The organism is Nocardioides sp. Root140, assembly GCF_001426745.1.
Taxonomy (GTDB): Bacteria; Actinomycetota; Actinomycetes; order Propionibacteriales; family Nocardioidaceae; genus Nocardioides.
Genome location: NZ_LMFI01000010.1, coordinates 1 through 18,287, shown reverse-complemented (window position 1 = coordinate 18,287; position 18,287 = coordinate 1). Strand labels below are relative to the sequence as shown.

Genomic DNA, 18,287 nt, shown 5'->3' with positions numbered 1-18,287 from the left:
AGTCAATTTTCGTCGCTGGTCGAGTCGTCGAGGAGGTGGTCGAAGTTGTGCTGCCGTATCTGGCGGGCGATGAGGGCCGGGGTACGGGTCAGGCGAAGGTCTCCGCTGCGCAGTCGTGCAGCGTGCTGGGCCACGGCCAGGGCGAGGAGACCGTCCACGTCGATGCCGGTGCAGCAGGACATGTCGAGCAGGATGCAGGGCGCTCCGGTCGTGGTGTCTATGAGTCGCCGGAGGTGGTCACGCAGGGCCGGCGTGGTGCCATGGGTCAGGGGCCCGGCGATCCCCAGCCCTGTTGACCCGTCTCCCGGAGGGTTGCGCAGCACGATAGCGAGTTCACCCATACGATCACCCGCCGGAGTGGGGTCTGCCTGCCTCGGTGGTCTCCGCGGCCGTATGCCCCTGGCGGAGCCGGTCGACCTCACCTTGCAGGCGATGGTTCTCGGCCCGGAGCCGGAACACGTGCTCCACTCCGGCCAGATTCAGTCCGGCTGCGAGCAGGGTGGTGATCTCGCTGACCCGATCTAGCTCTTGATTGCTGTAGCGACGAGTCCCGCCCTCGGTGCGGTGAGGCTCAAGCAATCCCTTCTGCTCGTAAACGCGCAGCATCTGTGGGTTGACGCCGGTAACCTCTGCGGCCACCGAGATCGAGAACAGTGCACGGTTGGCACCCAGATCAACCACCACGAACCTCCCCATTGCCCGGGCGGCGGGCTGGACTAATGAAAACCGGCCCTGCGACGATCGGGACACCTGGACGCGGGCGTCCGCTTCGATTCGGCCACAACGCTATCGGCCACTGCGGAACCGAGCCCCACCCGCGCGCCCAGTCGGAAGTCGGGTCACCGTAGCCGGGCTCGCGTCCGTAAGCGGAGCCCGGGTATCGCATCCCCGGCCTGCGGGCGGATGCGGAGCCTTCAGTCACGGCATCAACCTGGGACGCCAGCCTGTACGCGGCAGCAAGAGCAGCGAACCGGGCCGCGGCCTCAGGCTCCGCCGAGACGTCGGGATGGGTAACGCGCGCGAGCCGGCGGTAGGCATGGGCCACCGCGTCCGCGTCGCTGTCCACCGGGATGCCCAGCACCTCGAACGCCTCTGTCCGTCTCCTGTCCATGCCCTACCTCCCGTCGCTGATAGCACCTTTAGAGAAGGTTGGAATTCCCTCTTGACATCTTCGCACAATGAGAGAAAATCTGAAATAGCAACAGTAGATTATCTGACGCCAACCCGGCCTCAGATCCCATGTCAGAACTGCTAGTGAGGAGGAGAACTCATGCTGATGCGAACCGATCCGTTCCGTGACTTCGACCGTCTCACCGAGGCGATGCTGGGGACTCGTGCCCGCCCGGCCGTGATGCCGATGACGGCCTACCGAGACGACGGAGCCTTCGTGGTCCACCTCGACCTCCCCGGCGCCTCGGCTGACTCCATCGATCTGACCGTGGAGCAGAACGTGCTCACCGTCCACGCCGAACGCAAGCCCCCGGCAGGTGACGCCGAGCGCGTCGTCGACGAGCGCAACTACGGCGTGTTCAGCCGCCAGCTGTTCCTGGGCGAGACCCTCGACGCCGACCAGCTCAGCGCCAACTACGACGCCGGTGTGCTGACCCTGCGGCTCCCCATCGCGGAGAAGGCCAAGCCCCGCAAGGTCGAAATCACCGCCGGGGAGTCCGCCAAGGAGATCAACGCCTAAGCATCGTCAAGTCTCGGATCGCCCGTGGCGACCTGAGCAGAGGCCAGCCGCAGCCGGCCTCCCGGTGTGTGGTCATCCTGAGATCACGAGAGGGGGTGGTCATGCCAGCACTGCCCAACACAAGCGAAACACTGCGAGGACTTGCAAGCAAGATCGTGCAGAGCGTCGCAAACGCCAGCGCAGCCCTCCGCAAAGCCCTGGCACGGCTCGTCAACAACGGAGGCGGCCAACAGGGACCCGAGCCGCGCACACGCTGACGCCCTCGGCGTCCCATCCGGGAGGACCCGCCCTCCGGTCGGGTCCTCCCGGCAACCGACGAACACTTCGGCGCACGATCCAAAGCTGGCCCATGCCCCCGGGCTCTTGAGCCTCATCCACTCGGTCCGAGCTCGAACGGAGAAATGATGTACCCAGCAAAGGACGCGCGCGAACTAGCGATCCTGCTACGGATCAGCCGCGAACTCGACGTCGTCGGAGACGTCACCGCCACCGTGGATAATCCCTCAGAACTCCTCGCCTGGGCACTGATCCTCTCCCGCCCCCAGATCCTCGCCTGGCGCGCGACCGATTCCGGACACCGCTACCTACAAGTGTCTGCCCACCGCAAGCGTGCACCCATCAGGGGCGACATCACCGCCGTTCTCGACTGTGAACGACACGCTGACTACTGGGCCGCCCTCCAACTTGACGAACTCACCCCCGGAGGCCGCCGCGAGCTCGGCACCGACGCTCTGTCCTCCGCTTGGGCCACCATGCCCCTCACCCCAGAAAGTGCCGGCCAACCCGCGCCACCCCAACCACCGAGCGCCGACTCGGCATAACCATCGAGTCGGCATAACAGCCGCTATGCCGACTTCGGCATAGCGCCTGGGCGGCGATGCGGTTCTCGGTGCGGATCCTCAAGGTGATTCGCGAGAGCGGCGTGCTGTTGGTCACCCGGATCGCGGGTCTGCTGCTGTCCGCGATCGCCGTACAGATGGTGGCCGACGCGGTCCGCGCCTTCATCGCCGGTGACGGCTAGTGGGCACCACCGGAGGTTCGCCACCCCCGACGAACCTCCGGCGACACCCACTGTGCCGGGGCGGGGGCGACTCGCCAGTCGTGGGGTCGGCATGCCTGTGCGGTACGCCGTGGCCGGTCAGGCATGATGTAGCACGATGACCACCACAACGCTCGCGATCGCCAACCAGAAGGGCGGCGTCGCCAAGACCACCACCGTCGCCTCCCTCGGCGCCGCCCTGGCCGAGCTCGGCCACCGCGTCCTGCTCGTCGACCTCGACCCGCAGGCCTGCCTGACGTTCTCCCTCGGCATCGACCCGGAGGACCTCGAGCTCTCCGTGCACCACGTGCTCACCAAGGGGCTCGACCCCACCGAGGTGATCATCGCGACCGAGGACGGCGTCGACCTGCTGCCGGCCACGATCGAGCTGGCCCGGGCCGAGGCCGACCTGCTGACCCGCACCGGCCGCGAGCACGTCATCAAGGGCGCCCTCGACGACCTCTCCGAGTCCGGCGTCGACTACGACTGGGTGCTGCTCGACTGCCCGCCGTCCCTGGGCGTGCTGACGGTCGCCGCACTGACCGCCGCGCAGGGTGTGTTGATCCCGCTCCAGTGCGAGACGCTCTCGCACCGTGGTGTCGGCCAGCTGCTCGACACCGTGCACGACGTTCGCAAGTTCACCAACCGCAAGCTCAAGGTCTGGGGCGTGCTGCCGACGCTGTTCGACGGCCGCACCAACCACTCCCGCACGGTGCTGGAGACGATCTCCGACACCTACGACCTGGCCGTCATCGAGCCGCCGATCCCGAAGACGATCAAGTTCGCCGAGGCCCCGGCCGCCGGACGCTCGATCCTCTCCACCAACCGCAGCAACAAGGGTGCGATGGCCTACCGCGAGGTGGCCGCCAACCTGGTGAAGCTGCGCAAGGACAAATGACGCTGTCGTGAGCCGTCATCGCCTCGAACCGATCCGGCCGAGGTACGGCCGCATCCTCGCGGTGCTGGCTGCAGTGGGGGTCACCCTCGTCGCCGTACTCGGCGGCACGGGTGTGCTGCCCACCCGAGGCAGCGGTGCCGCGGCGCTGAGCAGTGCGATCCAGTCACCGTCGGCGGACCCGAGGCCCGAGCAGTCCGGGTCCGGGCAGTCGGGGTCCGGCCAGGCCGGGCTCCGTGAGGCCGACCCGGGTCGGGCCGAGCAGTCCCGGAACACCGACGTGGCCGGGCCCAAGGAGGTCTCGGACCCCCTCGTGCTCGCGGCCGACCCGACGCTGGTCCCGGCCGACTCCGGCGAGGGCAAGCGCGTGGTCTTCAGCCAGACCGACCAGCGGGTCTGGCTGATCGACGAGGACGACACCGTCGAGCGGACCTACCTGGTCTCCGGCAGCGTCTACGACAACCTCCAGCCCGGTTCCTACGCCGTGTTCTCGCGCTCCGAGGAGGCCTGGGGCATCGACGACTCCGGCACCATGAAGTGGTTCGTGCGCTTCGCGCACGGCCCCAACGCCGCGATCGGCTTCCACGACATCCCGTACGCCGGGGGCGAGCCGCTGCAGAGCGAGAAGGAGCTCGGCACGCCGCAGTCACACGGATGCATCCGCCAACGCACCGACGACGCGCTGGCCCTGTGGGACTTCGCCCCGATCGGCACCGACGTCGTCGTCATCTGACCGGCGCCTCCCGCACCACCACGTCCTGCGCAACGTCCTGCGCACCGGCTGCCCGGGCGACCGTGACGCAGGACGTCCCGCACAACGTCCTGCGCACCGGTCACCGAAATGGCACCAGCCCGCCACGAGCGAACTCGTGACGGGCCGGAGAAGAGCGGCGACGTGTGTGTCAGTCGGCCTGGGTGGTGTTCGCCGCGACCGTCTCGCCGCTGCGGGTGCGACGACGGTTGCGGTTGCGCTTGCGCGGAGCAGCGGTCTTCTCGCCGCCCTCGGCCGGGGCAGCGCCCTGGCTGCCGCGACCACCGGAGCGACGGTTGCGGTCACCGTCACGGGTCGACGGCTTCTTCTCGACCGGCTCCGGGTCCTTGATGCGACCCTTGGTGCCGGCCGGGATGCCCTGGTCGTGGTAGAGGTGCTCGGAGGTCGAGTAGGTCTCCTGCGGCTCCTCGAACGGGAGGCCGAGGGTCTTGTTGATGACCTTCCAGCGGGTCAGGTCGGCCCAGTCCACGAAGGTGATCGCGGTGCCGGTGGCACCCGCGCGGCCGGTGCGGCCGATGCGGTGCACGTAGGTCTTGTCGTCCTCGGGGCAGGTGTAGTTGATGACGTGCGAGACGCCGGCCACGTCGATGCCGCGGGCTGCGACGTCGGTCGCGACCAGCACCTTGATCTTGTCCTCGCGGAACTTCGTCATCGCGCGCTCACGGGAGGTCTGCTGCATGTCGCCGTGGAGCGGGCTGGCGTTGAAGCCACGCTCGGTCAGGTCGTCGGCGATGCGCTGCGACTGACGCTTGGTGCGGGTGAAGACGATGACCTTGTCGGCGTCGTCGGCCTGGAGGACGCGACCGATGATCTCGGGCTTGTCGAGGTCGTGGGCTTGGTAGATGAACTGCGCGGTGGCCGGCACCATCTGGTTGTCGGCCGCGGACTCGGCGCGGATGTTCATCGGGTGGCGCATGTGGGTGCGGGCCAGGGCGATGATCGCGGCCGGCATGGTCGCCGAGAACAGCATGGTCTGGCGGGTCTCGGGAGTCTTCGACAGCAGTCGCTCGACGTCGGGCAGGAAGCCCAGGTCGAGCATCTCGTCGGCCTCGTCGAGCACGACCGACTTCACGTGGGACAGGTCGAGTGCCTTGCGGTTGGACAGGTCGAGGAGGCGGCCCGGCGTACCGACGACCACGTCGACACCGGACTTGAGGGCGTCGAGCTGCGGGTCGTAGCCCACGCCGCCGTACACGGTGAGGACGCGGATGCCGCGGTCGCTGCCGGCCAGGTGGAGGTCGTTGGAGACCTGCAGCGCGAGCTCGCGCGTGGGGGCCACGATGAGCGCCTGGGGCTTGCCCTGGGCCATCTCGGCGTAGTCGGCGTCGTGCGCGGCGACGGTGCGCTGCAGGATCGGGATGCCGAAGGCGAGGGTCTTGCCGGTGCCGGTGCGGGCCTGGCCGATCAGGTCGGTGCCGAGCAGGGCGACGGAGAGGGTCATCTCCTGGATGGGGAACGGCTCGACGATGCCGGCGCGTTCGAGGGCGTCTGCGATCTCGGGCAGGACGCCAAGTTCTCTGAAGGTGGTCAAGAGCGTGTGTTCACTTCCGTGAGTAGGTCTGTGCGGCCGACTCCGAAGTGCGGATCTGCCGCGCACATGCGCCGGCACCTGCGTTCATCTGGACGATCCCTGGGGACCGGTCCCGGTGCGGTGCCGAGAGGGGGGCGCGAACTCGGTCGCGCCACGCAATGACCACAAGTCTATCGGTACGCTGCGGACATGACTGAATCCCCGAGCGAGGGCGAGGGCGTTGCCTTCGCCGACCCGTCGTACCGTGCCGCCGTCGTCGACCTCCTCGGAGTGATCGCGTACGGCGAGATCTCGGCCTTCGAGCGCCTCGCCGAGGACGCCAAGCTGGCGCCCACCCTCGAGGACAAGGTGGCCCTGGCGACGATGGCCAGTGCCGAGTTCGACAACGTGCTGCGCCTCCGGGACCGCCTCGAGTCCCTGGGCGCCGACCCGTTCGAGGCGATGGCCCCGTTCCGCGCGGCGGTCGACTCGTTCCACGCGCACACGGCCCCGTCGAACTGGCTGGAGGGCCTGGTCAAGGCGTACGTCGGCGACGGGCTGGCCCGCGACTTCTACGCCGAGATCGCGGCCTTCGTCGACGTGGACACCCGCGACCTGATCCTGGGCGCCCTCGAGCGCACCACCCACAGTGAGTTCGTCGTCGACCGGGTGCGGGCCGGCATCGCCGCCGACCACCGCGTGGGCGGCCCACTGGCCCTGTGGGGCCGGCGCCTGATGGGGGAGGCGCTCTCGCAGGCGCAGCGCGTGGCCGCCGAGCGCGACGCCCTCTCGGCCCTGCTGGCCGGGGGAGTGGACCGACCCGGCCTCGACCTGGCCGCGATCGGACGGATGTTCACCCGGCTCACCGAGCGGCACGCCGAGCGGATGGCCGAGCTCGGGCTCGCACACTGACCGTTCGCGGTCCTCCGCGCGGGCCCTTCCCGCGCGTTCCTGCCCGGCGCCGGGTGGCGGACGTCACCCGGCAATTAGTTGCTTGATGAAAGCAACCGGGTGCACAATAGTTGACATGGTCAAGCATCCGGAGCCCGTCGACGCGTTCGACGTGTTCAGCCACAGCCTCTTCCGGCTGCCTCGCGCGCTGCGCACCACCGGCCACCTGTGGGTGCAGCTCCCGGGCAACCTCAAGCGCGCCGACGTCACGCTGCTCAAGGTGCTGGCAGACCACGGCGACTGCCGCCCCGGCTTCATCGCCGAACAGATCAACGTCGGCCCGTCGGTGATCAGCCGCCAGCTGGCGTCCCTCGACGCCGACGGGCTCGTCGTACGCCGTCCCGACCCCGACGACGGCCGGGCCGAGCTGATCAGCCTGACCGCCGCGGGTGCCGAGCGGCTCACTGCCCTCCGCGCGGCCTACGTCAGCACGTTGCGCGCGCAGTTCACCGACTGGGACGAGGTCAAGGTGCTCCGGGCAGCCCGGCTGCTCGACGAGATCTCCGACCGCATCGCGCCGATCGCCGCCCAGCGTGCGGCGACCTCCGCGCACTCCACCGAGGCCGGCGCCACGCACGCCGCCACCACGAACGTCACAGAAGGACTCGCATGACCGACCGCACTGCCCGCACCGAGCCGAACCTGAGCCACAAGGAGATCCTCGAGGTCCTCACCGGCCTCATGTCGATGCTCTTCGTGGCCATGGTCAGCTCCACGATCGTCAGCACCGCGCTGCCGACGATCATCGGCGACCTGCACGGCAACCAGACGCAGTACACCTGGGTCGTCACCACCACCCTGTTGGCGATGACGGTGTCGAGCCCGATCTGGTCCAAGCTCTCCGACCTGTTCGACAAGAAGCTGCTCGTCCAGGTCTCCGGAGTCGTGTTCCTGCTCGGTTCCCTGGCCGCCGGGTTCGCCCAGAACGTGCCGCAGCTGCTCGGCGCCCGTGCCCTCCAGGGCCTCGGCGTCGGCGGGCTGATGGCGCTGGCCCAGGCCATCATGGGCTCCATCATCCCGCCCCGCGAACGGGGTCGCTACAGCGGTTACATGGCCGCCGTGATGGCCGTCGCCACCGTCTCGGGCCCGCTCATCGGCGGACTCCTGGTCGACACCGTCGGCTGGCGATGGTGCTTCTGGGCCGCCGTACCCATCTCGATCCTCGGCCTGGGCATGCTGCAGAAGTTCCTCCACCTGCAGCAGGTCCGCCGCTCGGTGCAGATCGACTGGTGGGGTGCCGGCCTGATCTCGGTGGCCGCCAGCCTGCCGCTGGTCTGGGTGTCGTTCGCCGGCAAGAACTTCGACTGGGTCTCGCGTGAGAGCCTCTACTTCCTGGTGCCCGCGGCCGTCGCCGTACTCGCCCTGATCCGGGTCGAGTCGCGCCACCCCGAGCCGCTGATCCCGCCGAAGATCCTGCTCGAGAGGACCACCACGCTCGCGGTCTTCGCCAGCATCGCGGTCGGCATCGCCCAGTTCGGCACGTCGGTGTTCCTGAGCCAGTTCTTCCAGGTGGCACAGGGCTTCACGCCCACCGAGGCCGGACTGCTGATGCTGCCGCTGATCCTGGGCAGCATGGTCGGCGCCACGGTCTCCGGCCAGCTGATCACCCGCACCGGCATCTGGAAGCCCTACCTGCTGACCGGCACGGTCATGCTGATCGCGGGCCTGATGCTGATGGGCCTGACCGACCACACCACCCCGATCTGGCACCTGTCGATCTACATGATCCTGATGGGCCTCGGCCAGGGTTCGCTGATGCAGAACCTCGTGCTCGTCGTCCAGAACACGGTCGACGTACGCGACATCGGCGCGGCCAGCGGCGTGGTCAGCTTCTTCCGCTCGCTCGGCGGGACGATCGGCATCGCCGTGCTCGGCGCGATCCTCTCGACCCGGGTCAGCGACCACATCGCCACCGGGCTCCGGGGCGAGGGCCTGCCGGTCCCCGACGACACCACCGGCGGCGGCACGCTCGACCTCGACGCGCTGCCGGAGCCGATCCTGACCATCGTGCGGCACGCGTACGGCGACAGCACCGGCTACATCTTCGTGGTCGCCGGGTTCGTCACCTTGGTCACGCTGGTCGCCGTCTGGCGGATGCCGCACACCGAGCTGCGCACCACGGTCGCCAAGCAGGACAAGGACGACCCGCTCTCGCTCGAGAACGCGATCGACTGACCGACCCACGCGAGTAACGCGGTGTTCATGACACTGTGCACCCCACCGGCGGGGTGCACAGTGTCAAGGACACCGCGTTACTGCTGGTGGGGTGGGGGTCAGGGGCGGCGGCGGCCGGTGAACCCGGCGGCGATGATGACCAGGATCGCCGCGACGGCGACCTGCCAGCCGTGTCGCCACCAGTCGACGCCGGGGGTGGCCTGCGGGAAGAACTGCCCGTAGGCCCACGACCCGATCACGGCACCGGCGATGCCGCAGATGATGGTGAGCCAGAGCGGGATGTTGTCGCGGTCGCCGGGGGCGACCGCCTTGCCGAACAGCCCGATCACGGTGCCGCCGATCAGGGCCCAGAGTGTCTCGGTGACCATGGCTGCCTCTCGTGCCAGGAAGCTCCGGTCAGGAGCGGAACCCGACCTGGCCGGCGACGCCGGTGCCGATCTCGACGTACGCGAGGCGAGCGGCCGGCACGATCACGCGGCGGCCCTTGGTGTCGGTGAGCGCGACCACGCCATCGGCGGCGACGGCGTCCGAGATGGTCTTCTCGACGGTGTCGATGTCTGAATCGACCTCGAAGACGAGTTCGCGTGGGGCGTGCTGGATGCCGATCTTGACCTCCATGGCGGGGCCTTCCTCTCTGTGGCGTGCTTGCGGGGGTGCTGGCTCAGTCAATCAGTCAGGCGGTCAGTCCTGGAGCGGGTAACCGCGGATGCCGCGCCACGCCAGGCCGGCGATCAGGCTGGCGGCGTCCTCGCGGTCGATGCTCGAGGAGTCGGTGAGCCAGTAGCGGGCGCTCACCTGCGCCATGCCGACCAGGGACACGGCGAGCAGGTGCGAAGCCTCGTCGGGGAGTGCGGTGTCCTCGTGGATCACGCCGGCGATCATCTCGGCGCACTCGCGGGTGACCCGCTCGACCTGGTCGCGGACGGCGGGCTCGTTGGTCAGGTCGGACTCGAAGACCAGGCGGAACGCGCCGGTCTCGGAGGAGACGTACTCGAAGAAGGCGGCCATGGTCGCGCCGACGCGCAGCTTGTTGTCGTCGGTGGACTCCAGTGCGGCGCGACAGTTGGCGATGATCGTCTCGCACGACGTGTCGAGCAGGGCGAGGTAGAGGTCGAGCTTGCCGGGAAAGTGCTGGTAGAGCACGGGCTTGGACACACCGGCGCGATCGGCGATCTCGTCCATGGCCGCCGCGTGGTAGCCCTGGGCCACGAACACCTCGAGCGCCGCACCGAGAAGCTGCGCGCGACGCGCCTTGCGCGGCATGCGTCCGCCGCGGGGTCGAACCTCGCCCAGTTCGTCGTGCCCACTGCTCAATGCATGCTCCTCGTTCCGGTGCGGTGGCGGTACCTGCCCGCCGACGGAAGCCTACCCGTACTCATGAGTTCGGCCCCGCCCGCCCGGTGGATTCCGGGCAGACGGGGCCGACACCATGGATCGGCTCAGGTCACGGGTTGTCGACCTGCACCGTCAGTACGTCGCCCTGCTGTGCGGTCACCGTCGCAGTGACCCCGACCCCGGCCACCTTCACGGAGTTCTGCGGGTTCGCAGCGCTCCAGTAGGCCTCGGGGTTGCTGTCGTCGAACGTGGCGATGCCCGGCGAGGACGGCGCACACGCTTCGTACGTCGTACCGTCGGCTCCCTGCTTGTGCAGGCACACGTCGTCGGTGGCCTGCAGCCCGAACGTCGCGTCGAACGGCTGGCGACGGTTGCTCGGCATGGTGCCGTCACCGAAGGTCATCGGCGTCGGACGTGCGTCCACCGGCAAGGCATAGCCCGCGCCCGGGTGGGCGGAGACGTTGTTGTCGGTGTACCGGTTGTCGACCAGCCACACGAGCATGCCGTCCTGGAACGGGAAGTGCTCGACCCAGTTCGGGCGCGTGACGCCCTCGGAGAACTGGTAGGGACCGACCTGCAGTGTGGCGTCGTAGCCGACGTACGCACGGTTCTCGAGCAGGTAGTAACGGGTGGAGCTCTTGGTCTCCGTGCCGGTGGAGACCGACCAGCCCTTCACGGTCCAACCGTTGTCGCCGGCCTCGGCGCCGTCGTCGAACGAGTAGGCCTTCCCGGCCTTGATCGAGACCTGGTCGATGAACGCGCCGGCCTCGTTGACGCCGCCGTCGGTCTGGTAGCGGAACCGGAACAACGAAGCCTGTCCGTTGGCCGAGTAGGCGAACTTCAGGCTGGCCCAGTCCTTCGAGTTGCCGGTGAGGGGCCTCCCGAGCTGCGTCCACGTCGCGCCGTTGTCGAGCGAGTACTCCGCGTAGAGGTAGTCGTAGCCGGACTCGATCTGGTACCACGAGCTGGCGGAGACGGAGACGCGTGACGCGGCCGGCACCTCGCGGGTCAACGTGTTGTTCAGCTGGTCGGCGCGTCCGGAGTACCAGGCGTGGGCACCCTCGGGAGGCGTCGTGTAGGCGTTGGTCACCGAGGCGTCGGGCAGGTTCACCTTGATCGCCTGGTCCTGGCCGTCGTAGGTGTGCTGCGACGGGCCGAGGCCGATCGAGGCCGACTCCCCGGGACTGACCTCGGAGTAGTCGAGCCAACCCAGGTAGAGCTTCTCCTCCGGACCCATCAGGCCGGGGGTGTTGCCGATGCCGTCCGCGTCGCCGCCGTGCCCGAGCCAGGAGCCCGAGGACATCAGCGTCCAGAACGCGGTGCCGTTCTCGCCGCCGGCGGTGTCGTAGTAGTCGGGCAGGCCGAGGTCGTGGCCGAACTCGTGCGCGAAGACGCCGAGGCCGCCGTTCTCCGGCTCGACGGTGTAGTCGCCGACGAAGTACTTCGAGTCGCCGATCCGGGCGCCGCCGTACAGGTTGGGCGTGCTGCCCACGGTCGGGCCGGTCACGCCGTAGTCGGTGGCGTTGACGAACCAGCGGTGCGACCAGATGGCGTCGGGGTCGGCCCCGGCCTCCTCGCCCTCGCCGGCGTGCACGGCCTGGAAGTGGTCGAGGTAGCCGTCGGCCTCGTTGAAGTCGCCGTCACCGTCGAAGTCGTAGCGGTCCCACTCGTCGAACTGCGCGAGGTAGGCGTCGATCTCCGCGGTGGTCCTGCCTGCGGCCACTTGGTCGGCGTACCACGCGTTGAGGCTGTCCTGGATGAAGGCCCACGAGCCGCCGTCGTCCTCGATCGCGTTGTCGCCGTACGACGACGCGTTGCCGGGCACCGTGACCCAGTTGCTGACCGTGTTGGTCGCGGTGTAGCGGCCGCTGGAGAGTTGGGAGTAGTAGTTCTTGAACGACTCGCCGTCGCCGTTGAACATCTCCTCGTAGTGGGCCTGGTTGAAGTCCGGTGCCCAGACAGTGGAGTTGTCCAGGGCGCGGTCCGGCTCGGGAATCGCGTTGTGGAGTGGGCCGGGGGTGCGGCCGAAGCGGCCGGACCCCTCGGTGCCGAACTCGGCGAGGACCGTGAAGACCTTGTCCTCCTTCTCGACCGGGAACTCGACGAACTCGCCGTTGCCGAGGTCGACCGTGGCGCCGCCGCCGGGCTGTTTCCGGAGGGTGGCGGTGCCGTTGCTGAGCATGGCCAGCGCCTTCTGGCGCTGCTTCGTCTGCTCGCGGGTCTTGGGCCCCGGGCGGTTGTCGTGCTTGGTCTTCGCGCTCGAGTCAGATGCCTGTGGGCTGGGACTCGGTGCGGCTGTGCCGGTGGGGAGCATGGTCATGCTCAACGCCAGCGCGGCGGTTCCGGCCAGGAGGCCGGGTGCCAATTTCTTCACGTGTCTGCCTTTCGATGGGAGCATCCGTTCCTGCCGACGGCAGGAGTGCGGACGGGACCAACGATCCAAAGAGGACATTCGTCCTTTTCTTGTCGTCTACGCAAGAGGCTGGCGCAAAATTTGTTGTTTCGTCCCCGTCCGGATGACGGGACGTGACCGGGCTCGGACCCGGCCGCAGGGAACATGGACGTCGTACGTTGCGTTGCACCGGTGTCAGCACAATTGCCGTCCGAGGAGAGTCCCCGTGTCCTATCCCGCGCTCGTGGAGCCAGCCCCCGAGCTGACCATCGACGAGGTCCGCCGCTACAGCCGGCACCTGATCATTCCCGACGTCGGCATGTCCGGGCAGAAGCGCCTCAAGAACGCCAAGGTGCTCGTCATCGGCGCCGGCGGCCTCGGCTCGCCGGCGATGCTCTACCTCGCCGCCGCCGGTGTCGGCACGATCGGCATCGCGGAGTTCGACGAGGTCGACGAGTCGAACCTCCAGCGCCAGGTCATCCACGGCCAGTCCGACATCGGTCGTCCGAAGTCCGAGTCGGCGCGTGACTCCATCAAGGAGATCAACCCGCACGTCAACGTGGTCATCCACGAGGGCCGCCTCGACAACGACAACGTGCTCGGCGTCTTCGAGGGCTACGACCTGATCCTCGACGGCACCGACAACTTCGCCACGCGCTACATGGTCAACGACGCGGCGTACTTCCTGAAGATTCCCTACGTGTGGGGGTCGATCTACCGCTTCGACGGCCAGGCGTCCGTCTTCTGGCCGCACGCGGTCAAGGAGGACGGCACGTCGGCCGAGGCGCCCTGCTACCGCTGCCTCTACCCCGAGCCCCCGCCGCCGGGCATGGTCCCGTCGTGCGCCGAGGGCGGCGTCCTCGGCGTGCTCTGCGCCGCGATCGGCTCGATCCAGGTCAACGAGGGCATCAAGCTGCTCACCGGCATCGGCGACCCGCTGGTCGGCAAGCTGATGATCTACGACGCACTCGAGATGGAGTACCGCAAGCTGAAGGTCCGCAAGGACCCCAACTGTGCGCTCTGCGGCGAGAACGCCACCGTGACCGAGCTGATCGACTACGACGCGTTCTGCGGCGCGATCTCCGAGGAGGCGGCCGACGCTGCCGTCGGCTCGACGATCTCGGTGACCCAGCTCGAGCACATGATCAAGGAGAAGGAGAGCGGCGGCGCCGACTTCCTGCTGGTCGACGTCCGCGAGCCCAACGAGGCCGAGATCAACAACATCCCCGGCGCGGTGCTGATCCCGAAGGGCGAGTTCCTCAACGGCAACGCGCTCGAGCAGCTGCCCTCCGACAAGCAGATCGTGCTGCACTGCAAGTCCGGCGTCCGGTCGGCCGAGTGCCTGGCGATCGTCAAGGGTGCCGGCTACGAGAACGCCGTGCACGTCGGTGGTGGCGTGGTGGCCTGGGTCAACCAGATCGACCCCAGCCAGCCGACCTACTGACCGGTCGACCCCAGCGACCCCATGGCCCGATCGGGCCATGGGGTCGTAACCATTTCGGGCCGGGGGTCGTTGGTGCAGTGACTCCCACACACCGACTGGAGGACGCATCTCATGCGTTTCACCCCGAAGTTCACCCCGACTCGCCTGATGGTCGGCGCAGTCGCAGCAGCCAGCACCGTCGCCCTGGCGGTCACCGTGATGCCTGCCCAGGCGGCCACCTCTGCGGCCACCGCCCAGGCCTGGGCCCCGGCGGAGACCGCCGCGATCCACCCCGGCGTCCAGACCTACACGTCGGGCGGCCAGTGCACCGCCAACTTCGTCTTCACCGACGACGCCGGCAACGTCTATCTCGGCCAGGCCGCCCACTGCTCGGGCACCGGCGAGGCCACCGACACCAACGGCTGCGACGCCGGGACCCTTCCACTGGGCACCAAGGTCACCTTCAACGAGGGGGGCAGCCTGATCTCCGAGGGCACCCAGGTGGGCACCGGAACGATCGCCTACAGCAGTTGGAACACGATGCACGCCGTGGGGGAGACAAACGCCAACACGTGTGCCTACAACGACCTGGCACTGGTCAAGGTGAGCGCCCCCGACGTGGCCAAGGTGAACCCGTCGGTGCCGTTCTGGGGCGGCCCGGTCGGCATCAACACCACCGGCACCGCAACCGGTGACAAGGTCTATTCCTACGGCAACTCCAGCCTGCGAGGCGGCATCACCCTGCTCTCGCCCAAGACCGGGATCAGCCTCGGCGACGATGCTGCCGACGGTGGCTGGTCGCACCCGCTCTACACGCTGACCCCCGGTGTCCCCGGTGACTCGGGCAGCGCGTTCCTCGACGCGCAGGGCAAGGCGGTCGGCACGCTCTCCACGCTCGGTCTGGCGCCGCTGCCGTTGTCGAACAACATCGGCGACCTGTCCCGCGAGCTTGCGTATGCGCAGCAGCACTCGGGGATCCCGGGCCTGCGGCTGGTCCCCGGCACCGAGCCGTTCGAGCCCGTGCTCTGACCCGCTGACCCACGTCACGGCCCCCGCCCGGCGAGCACCGGGTGGGGGCCGTGTCGTGTCCGGCCACGGAACCGCCCCTGCTCGTCGTACGTCGTACCCCCATGAATTCTCTGACGCTTCTCGGGACCCGACTGACGGTGGTGGGGGCGCTGCTCGGCGTCGTCGCGTGCACGGGTGACGAGCCCGCCTGCGCGTGCGGCGACCCCGGCCGTCCGGTCGTGACGGCCGGACAGGGAGTCGGCGCCGGCCACACGACGTACGCCGTGGTGCACGGCGGCCGGACGGCGTACGTCGTCGACCGGGAGAGCACGGTCGTCGACGAGGTGACGCTGCCCGAGCACGCGGTGATCCGGCAGGCGGTGCCGGGGACGGTCAGCTTCTTCGGGGACGACACGATCTGGAACCTCGATCTCTCCGAGGGCTCCGTCGACACGATCCACGGACTGGACGGAGACCCGTCACGGCTGGAGGACGGCCAGCGCCTGGCCGTGCGCACCGAGACGCAGGGTGATGCGTCCGACGGGTCCGCGGCGTCCGACGAGCCCGGGCCGGAGGAGCTCGTCTCGGTGCAGGACGTGCTCACGGGCGACACGGAGACGGTCGACACCCCGGTCGGTGGGCCCGCCGAGGTGGTCGCGCGCACCGGTGACCTGATGGTGCTCGAACGGCACGAGGACGGGGCGTTGGTCGCCCTCCGCCTCGACAAGCCGATCGCGACGCCGGTCGAGCTGCCGACCGACGACCTCGAGGAGATCAGCTTCTCGGCGGACGGTCACACGGCCGCGACCTCCGTGGAGGGGAGCCTCCGGCTCGGCGACACCTCGGCTGAGCTGGACGGCGTCGGCCGGGAACAGGGCACGGTACTCGGTGTCGTGGGCCGCTCCGCGCTCGTCGACCGGGGGACCGGCCTGGTGCTCGTGGGCAGGGACGGTCGCGAGAGCCCGGTGCGTGGCGCGGTCGACGGACTCGAGCTCCAGGACCCGTCGGGCCTCCTGCGTCGCGGGGACGACGAGGCGCCGGGCTGGTACCGGCTGTCCGGGACGCGCCTGACCGAGATGCGCGCGGTCCGTGGCATGCAGCTCGAACTGGCCGACTCTGCCGGGTGGTGGTTCTCCACGGCCGGTCGCACGGCACCGTTGAGCCGCTTCCCCTTGGTCGCGGTCGCGCCCGGCACCGGCGTGGCCCGTCCGGTCGGCGGTGACCTGGCCCAGCTCGCCGCCCTCGCGGACGGTGTCGAGCACCTGGACGGGCGCTACCGGGCGGCGCCGTTCCGCAACGACAACGGCTTCACCGATCTTGCCCTGGCCGACGCCCGGACCGGCGTCGTGGTGTCCGTTGACGACGAGCAGAACCCGATCACGATCGCCCCCGAGGGCAGCCTGATCGCCTCCACCACGGTGCAGGGACCGACGATCACCACCTTCACGGGTGGGAGCCAGCGCGTGGTCCCGGTGTTCGACATCGACGAGGACTCCGAAACGTGGGACTACCACTGGGTGCGCGGCTAGAGCCAATACCGTTCAGTTAAGATCACATCGGTGTAGTTTGGTGGTATGCCGAGAGCTGGATGGAAGAAGCCTGAGACCGAGCGCCGATTGTCGGACCTGGTNCAATACCGTTCAGTTAAGATCACATCGGTGTAGTTTGGTGGTATGCCGAGAGCTGGATGGAAGAAGCCTGAGACCGAGCGCCGATTGTCGGACCTGGTGTCGGTGGGTGTGCTGACGCGGGTGTTCCCGCCGGAGCTGGTTGATGAGGTGATCGCGGAGGTGGGTAGGACGGAGCAGCGTCATCGGTCGTTGCCGGCCCGGGTGATGGCCTACTTCTCGATCGGGATGGCGCTGTACTCCGAGGGTTCCTATGAGGATGTGCTGGCTCAGTTGACCGATGGGTTGTCGTGGGCCTCGGGCTGGACCGAGACGTACACGCCGCCGAGCAAGTCCGCGATTTTCCAAGCCCGCGCGCGGCTGGGCGCGGAGCCGTTGGCCGCGCTGTTCGAGCGGGTTGCCAAGCCGATAGGGACGGACGCGACGCCGGGGGTGTGGCTGGCTGGCCGACGGCTGGTCGCGATCGACGGGATGTGTCTCGACGTCGCCGACACGACCGCGAACCACGAGCACTTCGGGCGTCCCGGGGTCAACAAGGGCGAGCGGGCCGCGTTCCCCCAGGCACGGGTGGTCGCGTTGGCCGAGTGTGGCACCCACGCTGTCTTCGCGGCCGAGATCGGCGTCTACGCCGCGTCCGAGGCCACGCTCACCGAGCCGCTGCTGGCCAAACTGGAGCCCGGGATGCTGTTGACCGCCGATCGCGGGTTCTTCTCTTACGCCCTGTGGCGCAAGGCGGCCGCGACCGGCGCCGATCTGTTGTGGCGGATCCGCACCGACAAGTCCGGGCCCAAGCCGACGCACATCGAGGATCTTCCCGACGGTTCCTGGCTGGCACACCTGCAGCAGACGCACTCCGCTGCGGCGCGGCGTGCGGAGCCGATCCTGGTCCGGGTCATCGACTACACGATCGACGACGGCCGGGAGAACCCTGAGACCTACCGGCTCTTCACGACCCTGCTGGATCCGAACGAGGTGTGCGCGACCGATCTCGCTGCCGGCTACACCCAACGGTGGGAGGTCGAGTTGACCTTCGACGAACTCAAGACCCACCAACGCGGACCACGCACCGTGCTGCGGTCGAAGTCGCCGGACCTGGTCCTCCAGGAGATCTGGGGCCACCTGTGCTGTCACTTCGCGATCCGCTCCCTGATGGCCGAGGCTGCCACCCATTCCGGACACGATCCGGACCGGGTCAGCTTCGTCGCCGCGCTCCGGATCACCCGCCAGACCCTCGCCCACCCGGGCGCTTTTCCCCCCTGACCAGCACGGCCGCGACAGCCCCGCCTGGCTGGACTTCCTCCGCCGCCTCCTGCGTCGACTCAACCCCACCCGACGACGACGCTCGGCACCCCGAGTCATCAAGCGCAAGTACGTCAAGTGGCACGTCAAACGCGCCCATCACGCCACCTGGCCCCAGCCCAAGGGCCTACCGACCTACACGGTAACTCCGCCCTAACTGAACGGTATTG

19 protein-coding genes are annotated in these 18,287 nt (G+C 68.7%); 11 read left to right on the top strand and 8 right to left on the bottom strand.

What is annotated here, in order from left to right; translation table 11 throughout:
- Positions 1-2: 2 nt before the first annotated feature.
- Genes ASD30_RS10560 through ASD30_RS27960 form a run of 3 tightly spaced genes read right to left on the bottom strand, consistent with a single transcriptional unit; the run spans position 3 to position 1,111 of the window.
- Positions 3-341, bottom strand: coding sequence for an STAS domain-containing protein (locus ASD30_RS10560; RefSeq protein WP_056681214.1), 339 nt, complete (start codon positions 339-341; stop codon positions 3-5).
- Positions 342-345: 4 nt separating this feature from the next.
- Positions 346-684 (bottom strand): MerR family transcriptional regulator, encoded by a 339-nt coding sequence (locus ASD30_RS10555; protein WP_235529922.1) that lies wholly within the window; start codon positions 682-684, stop codon positions 346-348.
- Complete coding sequence (locus ASD30_RS27960; RefSeq protein WP_082563753.1) at positions 674-1,111, bottom strand: J domain-containing protein; 438 nt, start codon at positions 1,109-1,111, stop codon at positions 674-676. Before ASD30_RS27960 ends, ASD30_RS10555 begins: the two co-directional genes overlap by 11 nt.
- Positions 1,112-1,270: 159 nt before the next feature.
- Between ASD30_RS27960 and ASD30_RS10550 the strand changes: the two genes are divergently transcribed.
- The 4 genes from ASD30_RS10550 (at position 1,271) to ASD30_RS10535 (ending at position 4,357) form a co-directional block, all read left to right on the top strand.
- Positions 1,271-1,690, top strand: a complete 420-nt coding sequence (locus ASD30_RS10550) for an Hsp20/alpha crystallin family protein (RefSeq protein WP_056681207.1) — start codon at positions 1,271-1,273, stop codon at positions 1,688-1,690.
- Between the two features lie 877 nt (positions 1,691-2,567).
- Positions 2,568-2,711 (top strand): MarC family protein, encoded by a 144-nt coding sequence (locus ASD30_RS26050; protein WP_082563752.1) that lies wholly within the window; start codon positions 2,568-2,570, stop codon positions 2,709-2,711.
- 136 nt (positions 2,712-2,847) lie between these two features.
- Positions 2,848-3,627, top strand: coding sequence for a ParA family protein (locus tag ASD30_RS10540; protein ID WP_056681201.1), 780 nt, complete (start codon positions 2,848-2,850; stop codon positions 3,625-3,627).
- 7 nt (positions 3,628-3,634) lie between these two features.
- Complete coding sequence (locus ASD30_RS10535) at positions 3,635-4,357, top strand: L,D-transpeptidase (RefSeq protein ID WP_056681196.1); 723 nt, start codon at positions 3,635-3,637, stop codon at positions 4,355-4,357.
- A gap of 169 nt (positions 4,358-4,526) precedes the next feature.
- On the opposite strand, the gene ASD30_RS10530 is transcribed toward ASD30_RS10535, so the two are convergent.
- A complete protein-coding gene (locus ASD30_RS10530; RefSeq protein ID WP_056681194.1) occupies positions 4,527-5,927 on the bottom strand; it encodes a DEAD/DEAH box helicase in 1,401 nt (466 codons plus the stop codon).
- Between the two features lie 189 nt (positions 5,928-6,116).
- Between ASD30_RS10530 and ASD30_RS10525 the strand changes: the two genes are divergently transcribed.
- The 3 genes from ASD30_RS10525 (at position 6,117) to ASD30_RS10515 (ending at position 9,032) form a co-directional block, all read left to right on the top strand.
- Positions 6,117-6,818, top strand: coding sequence for a ferritin-like fold-containing protein (locus ASD30_RS10525; RefSeq protein ID WP_056681191.1), 702 nt, complete (start codon positions 6,117-6,119; stop codon positions 6,816-6,818).
- Between the two features lie 115 nt (positions 6,819-6,933).
- Positions 6,934-7,470, top strand: a complete 537-nt coding sequence (locus tag ASD30_RS10520) for a MarR family winged helix-turn-helix transcriptional regulator (protein WP_056681189.1) — start codon at positions 6,934-6,936, stop codon at positions 7,468-7,470.
- A complete protein-coding gene (locus tag ASD30_RS10515) occupies positions 7,467-9,032 on the top strand; it encodes an MDR family MFS transporter (protein ID WP_082563750.1) in 1,566 nt (521 codons plus the stop codon). Before ASD30_RS10520 ends, ASD30_RS10515 begins: the two co-directional genes overlap by 4 nt.
- 98 nt (positions 9,033-9,130) lie before the next feature.
- Here the strand turns inward: ASD30_RS10515 and ASD30_RS10510 are convergent, their stop codons facing one another.
- The 4 genes from ASD30_RS10510 to ASD30_RS10495 all read right to left on the bottom strand — a co-directional run bounded on the left by ASD30_RS10510 (position 9,131) and on the right by ASD30_RS10495 (position 12,741).
- Positions 9,131-9,400, bottom strand: coding sequence for a GlsB/YeaQ/YmgE family stress response membrane protein (locus ASD30_RS10510; RefSeq protein ID WP_056681186.1), 270 nt, complete (start codon positions 9,398-9,400; stop codon positions 9,131-9,133).
- Positions 9,401-9,428: 28 nt separating this feature from the next.
- Complete coding sequence (locus tag ASD30_RS10505) at positions 9,429-9,650, bottom strand: DUF3107 domain-containing protein (RefSeq protein ID WP_056681182.1); 222 nt, start codon at positions 9,648-9,650, stop codon at positions 9,429-9,431.
- 63 nt (positions 9,651-9,713) lie between these two features.
- Positions 9,714-10,295 carry a TetR/AcrR family transcriptional regulator gene (locus tag ASD30_RS10500; RefSeq protein ID WP_056681179.1) on the bottom strand — a complete coding sequence of 194 codons (582 nt, stop codon included), beginning with the start codon at positions 10,293-10,295 and terminating at the stop codon, positions 9,714-9,716.
- Between the two features lie 181 nt (positions 10,296-10,476).
- On the bottom strand, positions 10,477-12,741 hold the full coding sequence (locus tag ASD30_RS10495) for an immune inhibitor A domain-containing protein (protein WP_200951138.1): 2,265 nt from the start codon (positions 12,739-12,741) through the stop codon (positions 10,477-10,479).
- 244 nt (positions 12,742-12,985) lie between these two features.
- Between ASD30_RS10495 and moeZ the strand changes: the two genes are divergently transcribed.
- The 4 genes from moeZ to ASD30_RS10475 all read left to right on the top strand — a co-directional run bounded on the left by moeZ (position 12,986) and on the right by ASD30_RS10475 (position 18,078).
- A complete protein-coding gene (gene moeZ, locus ASD30_RS10490) occupies positions 12,986-14,203 on the top strand; it encodes an adenylyltransferase/sulfurtransferase MoeZ (RefSeq protein ID WP_056681172.1) in 1,218 nt (405 codons plus the stop codon).
- 111 nt (positions 14,204-14,314) lie between these two features.
- Positions 14,315-15,211 carry a hypothetical protein gene (locus tag ASD30_RS10485; RefSeq protein WP_235532564.1) on the top strand — a complete coding sequence of 299 codons (897 nt, stop codon included), beginning with the start codon at positions 14,315-14,317 and terminating at the stop codon, positions 15,209-15,211.
- A gap of 101 nt (positions 15,212-15,312) precedes the next feature.
- Positions 15,313-16,719: a hypothetical protein gene (locus ASD30_RS10480; RefSeq protein WP_156393619.1), complete on the top strand. Its 1,407-nt coding sequence runs from the start codon at positions 15,313-15,315 to the stop codon at positions 16,717-16,719.
- 144 nt (positions 16,720-16,863) lie between these two features.
- Positions 16,864-18,078: an IS4 family transposase gene (locus ASD30_RS10475; RefSeq protein ID WP_056681165.1), complete on the top strand. Its 1,215-nt coding sequence runs from the start codon at positions 16,864-16,866 to the stop codon at positions 18,076-18,078.
- Positions 18,079-18,287: the final 209 nt, after the last annotated feature.

Excerpts from the sequence above, each read along its gene's own strand:
- ASD30_RS10550 (WP_056681207.1), top strand. The coding sequence starts at position 1,271 with ATGCTGATGCGAACCGATCCGTTCCGTGACTTCGACCGTCTCACCGAG.
- ASD30_RS10480 (WP_156393619.1), top strand. The coding sequence starts at position 15,313 with ATGAATTCTCTGACGCTTCTCGGGACCCGACTGACGGTGGTGGGGGCG.
- ASD30_RS10520 (WP_056681189.1), top strand. The coding sequence starts at position 6,934 with ATGGTCAAGCATCCGGAGCCCGTCGACGCGTTCGACGTGTTCAGCCAC.
- ASD30_RS27960 (WP_082563753.1), bottom strand. The coding sequence starts at position 1,111 with ATGGACAGGAGACGGACAGAGGCGTTCGAGGTGCTGGGCATCCCGGTG.
- ASD30_RS10540 (WP_056681201.1), top strand. The coding sequence starts at position 2,848 with ATGACCACCACAACGCTCGCGATCGCCAACCAGAAGGGCGGCGTCGCC.
- ASD30_RS10485 (WP_235532564.1), top strand. The coding sequence starts at position 14,315 with ATGCGTTTCACCCCGAAGTTCACCCCGACTCGCCTGATGGTCGGCGCA.
- ASD30_RS10525 (WP_056681191.1), top strand. The coding sequence starts at position 6,117 with ATGACTGAATCCCCGAGCGAGGGCGAGGGCGTTGCCTTCGCCGACCCG.
- ASD30_RS10475 (WP_056681165.1), top strand. The coding sequence starts at position 16,864 with ATGCCGAGAGCTGGATGGAAGAAGCCTGAGACCGAGCGCCGATTGTCG.
- ASD30_RS10500 (WP_056681179.1), bottom strand. The coding sequence starts at position 10,295 with ATGCCGCGCAAGGCGCGTCGCGCGCAGCTTCTCGGTGCGGCGCTCGAG.
- ASD30_RS10505 (WP_056681182.1), bottom strand. The coding sequence starts at position 9,650 with ATGGAGGTCAAGATCGGCATCCAGCACGCCCCACGCGAACTCGTCTTC.
- ASD30_RS26050 (WP_082563752.1), top strand. The coding sequence starts at position 2,568 with ATGCGGTTCTCGGTGCGGATCCTCAAGGTGATTCGCGAGAGCGGCGTG.
- ASD30_RS10560 (WP_056681214.1), bottom strand. The coding sequence starts at position 341 with ATGGGTGAACTCGCTATCGTGCTGCGCAACCCTCCGGGAGACGGGTCA.
- ASD30_RS10510 (WP_056681186.1), bottom strand. The coding sequence starts at position 9,400 with ATGGTCACCGAGACACTCTGGGCCCTGATCGGCGGCACCGTGATCGGG.
- ASD30_RS10515 (WP_082563750.1), top strand. The coding sequence starts at position 7,467 with ATGACCGACCGCACTGCCCGCACCGAGCCGAACCTGAGCCACAAGGAG.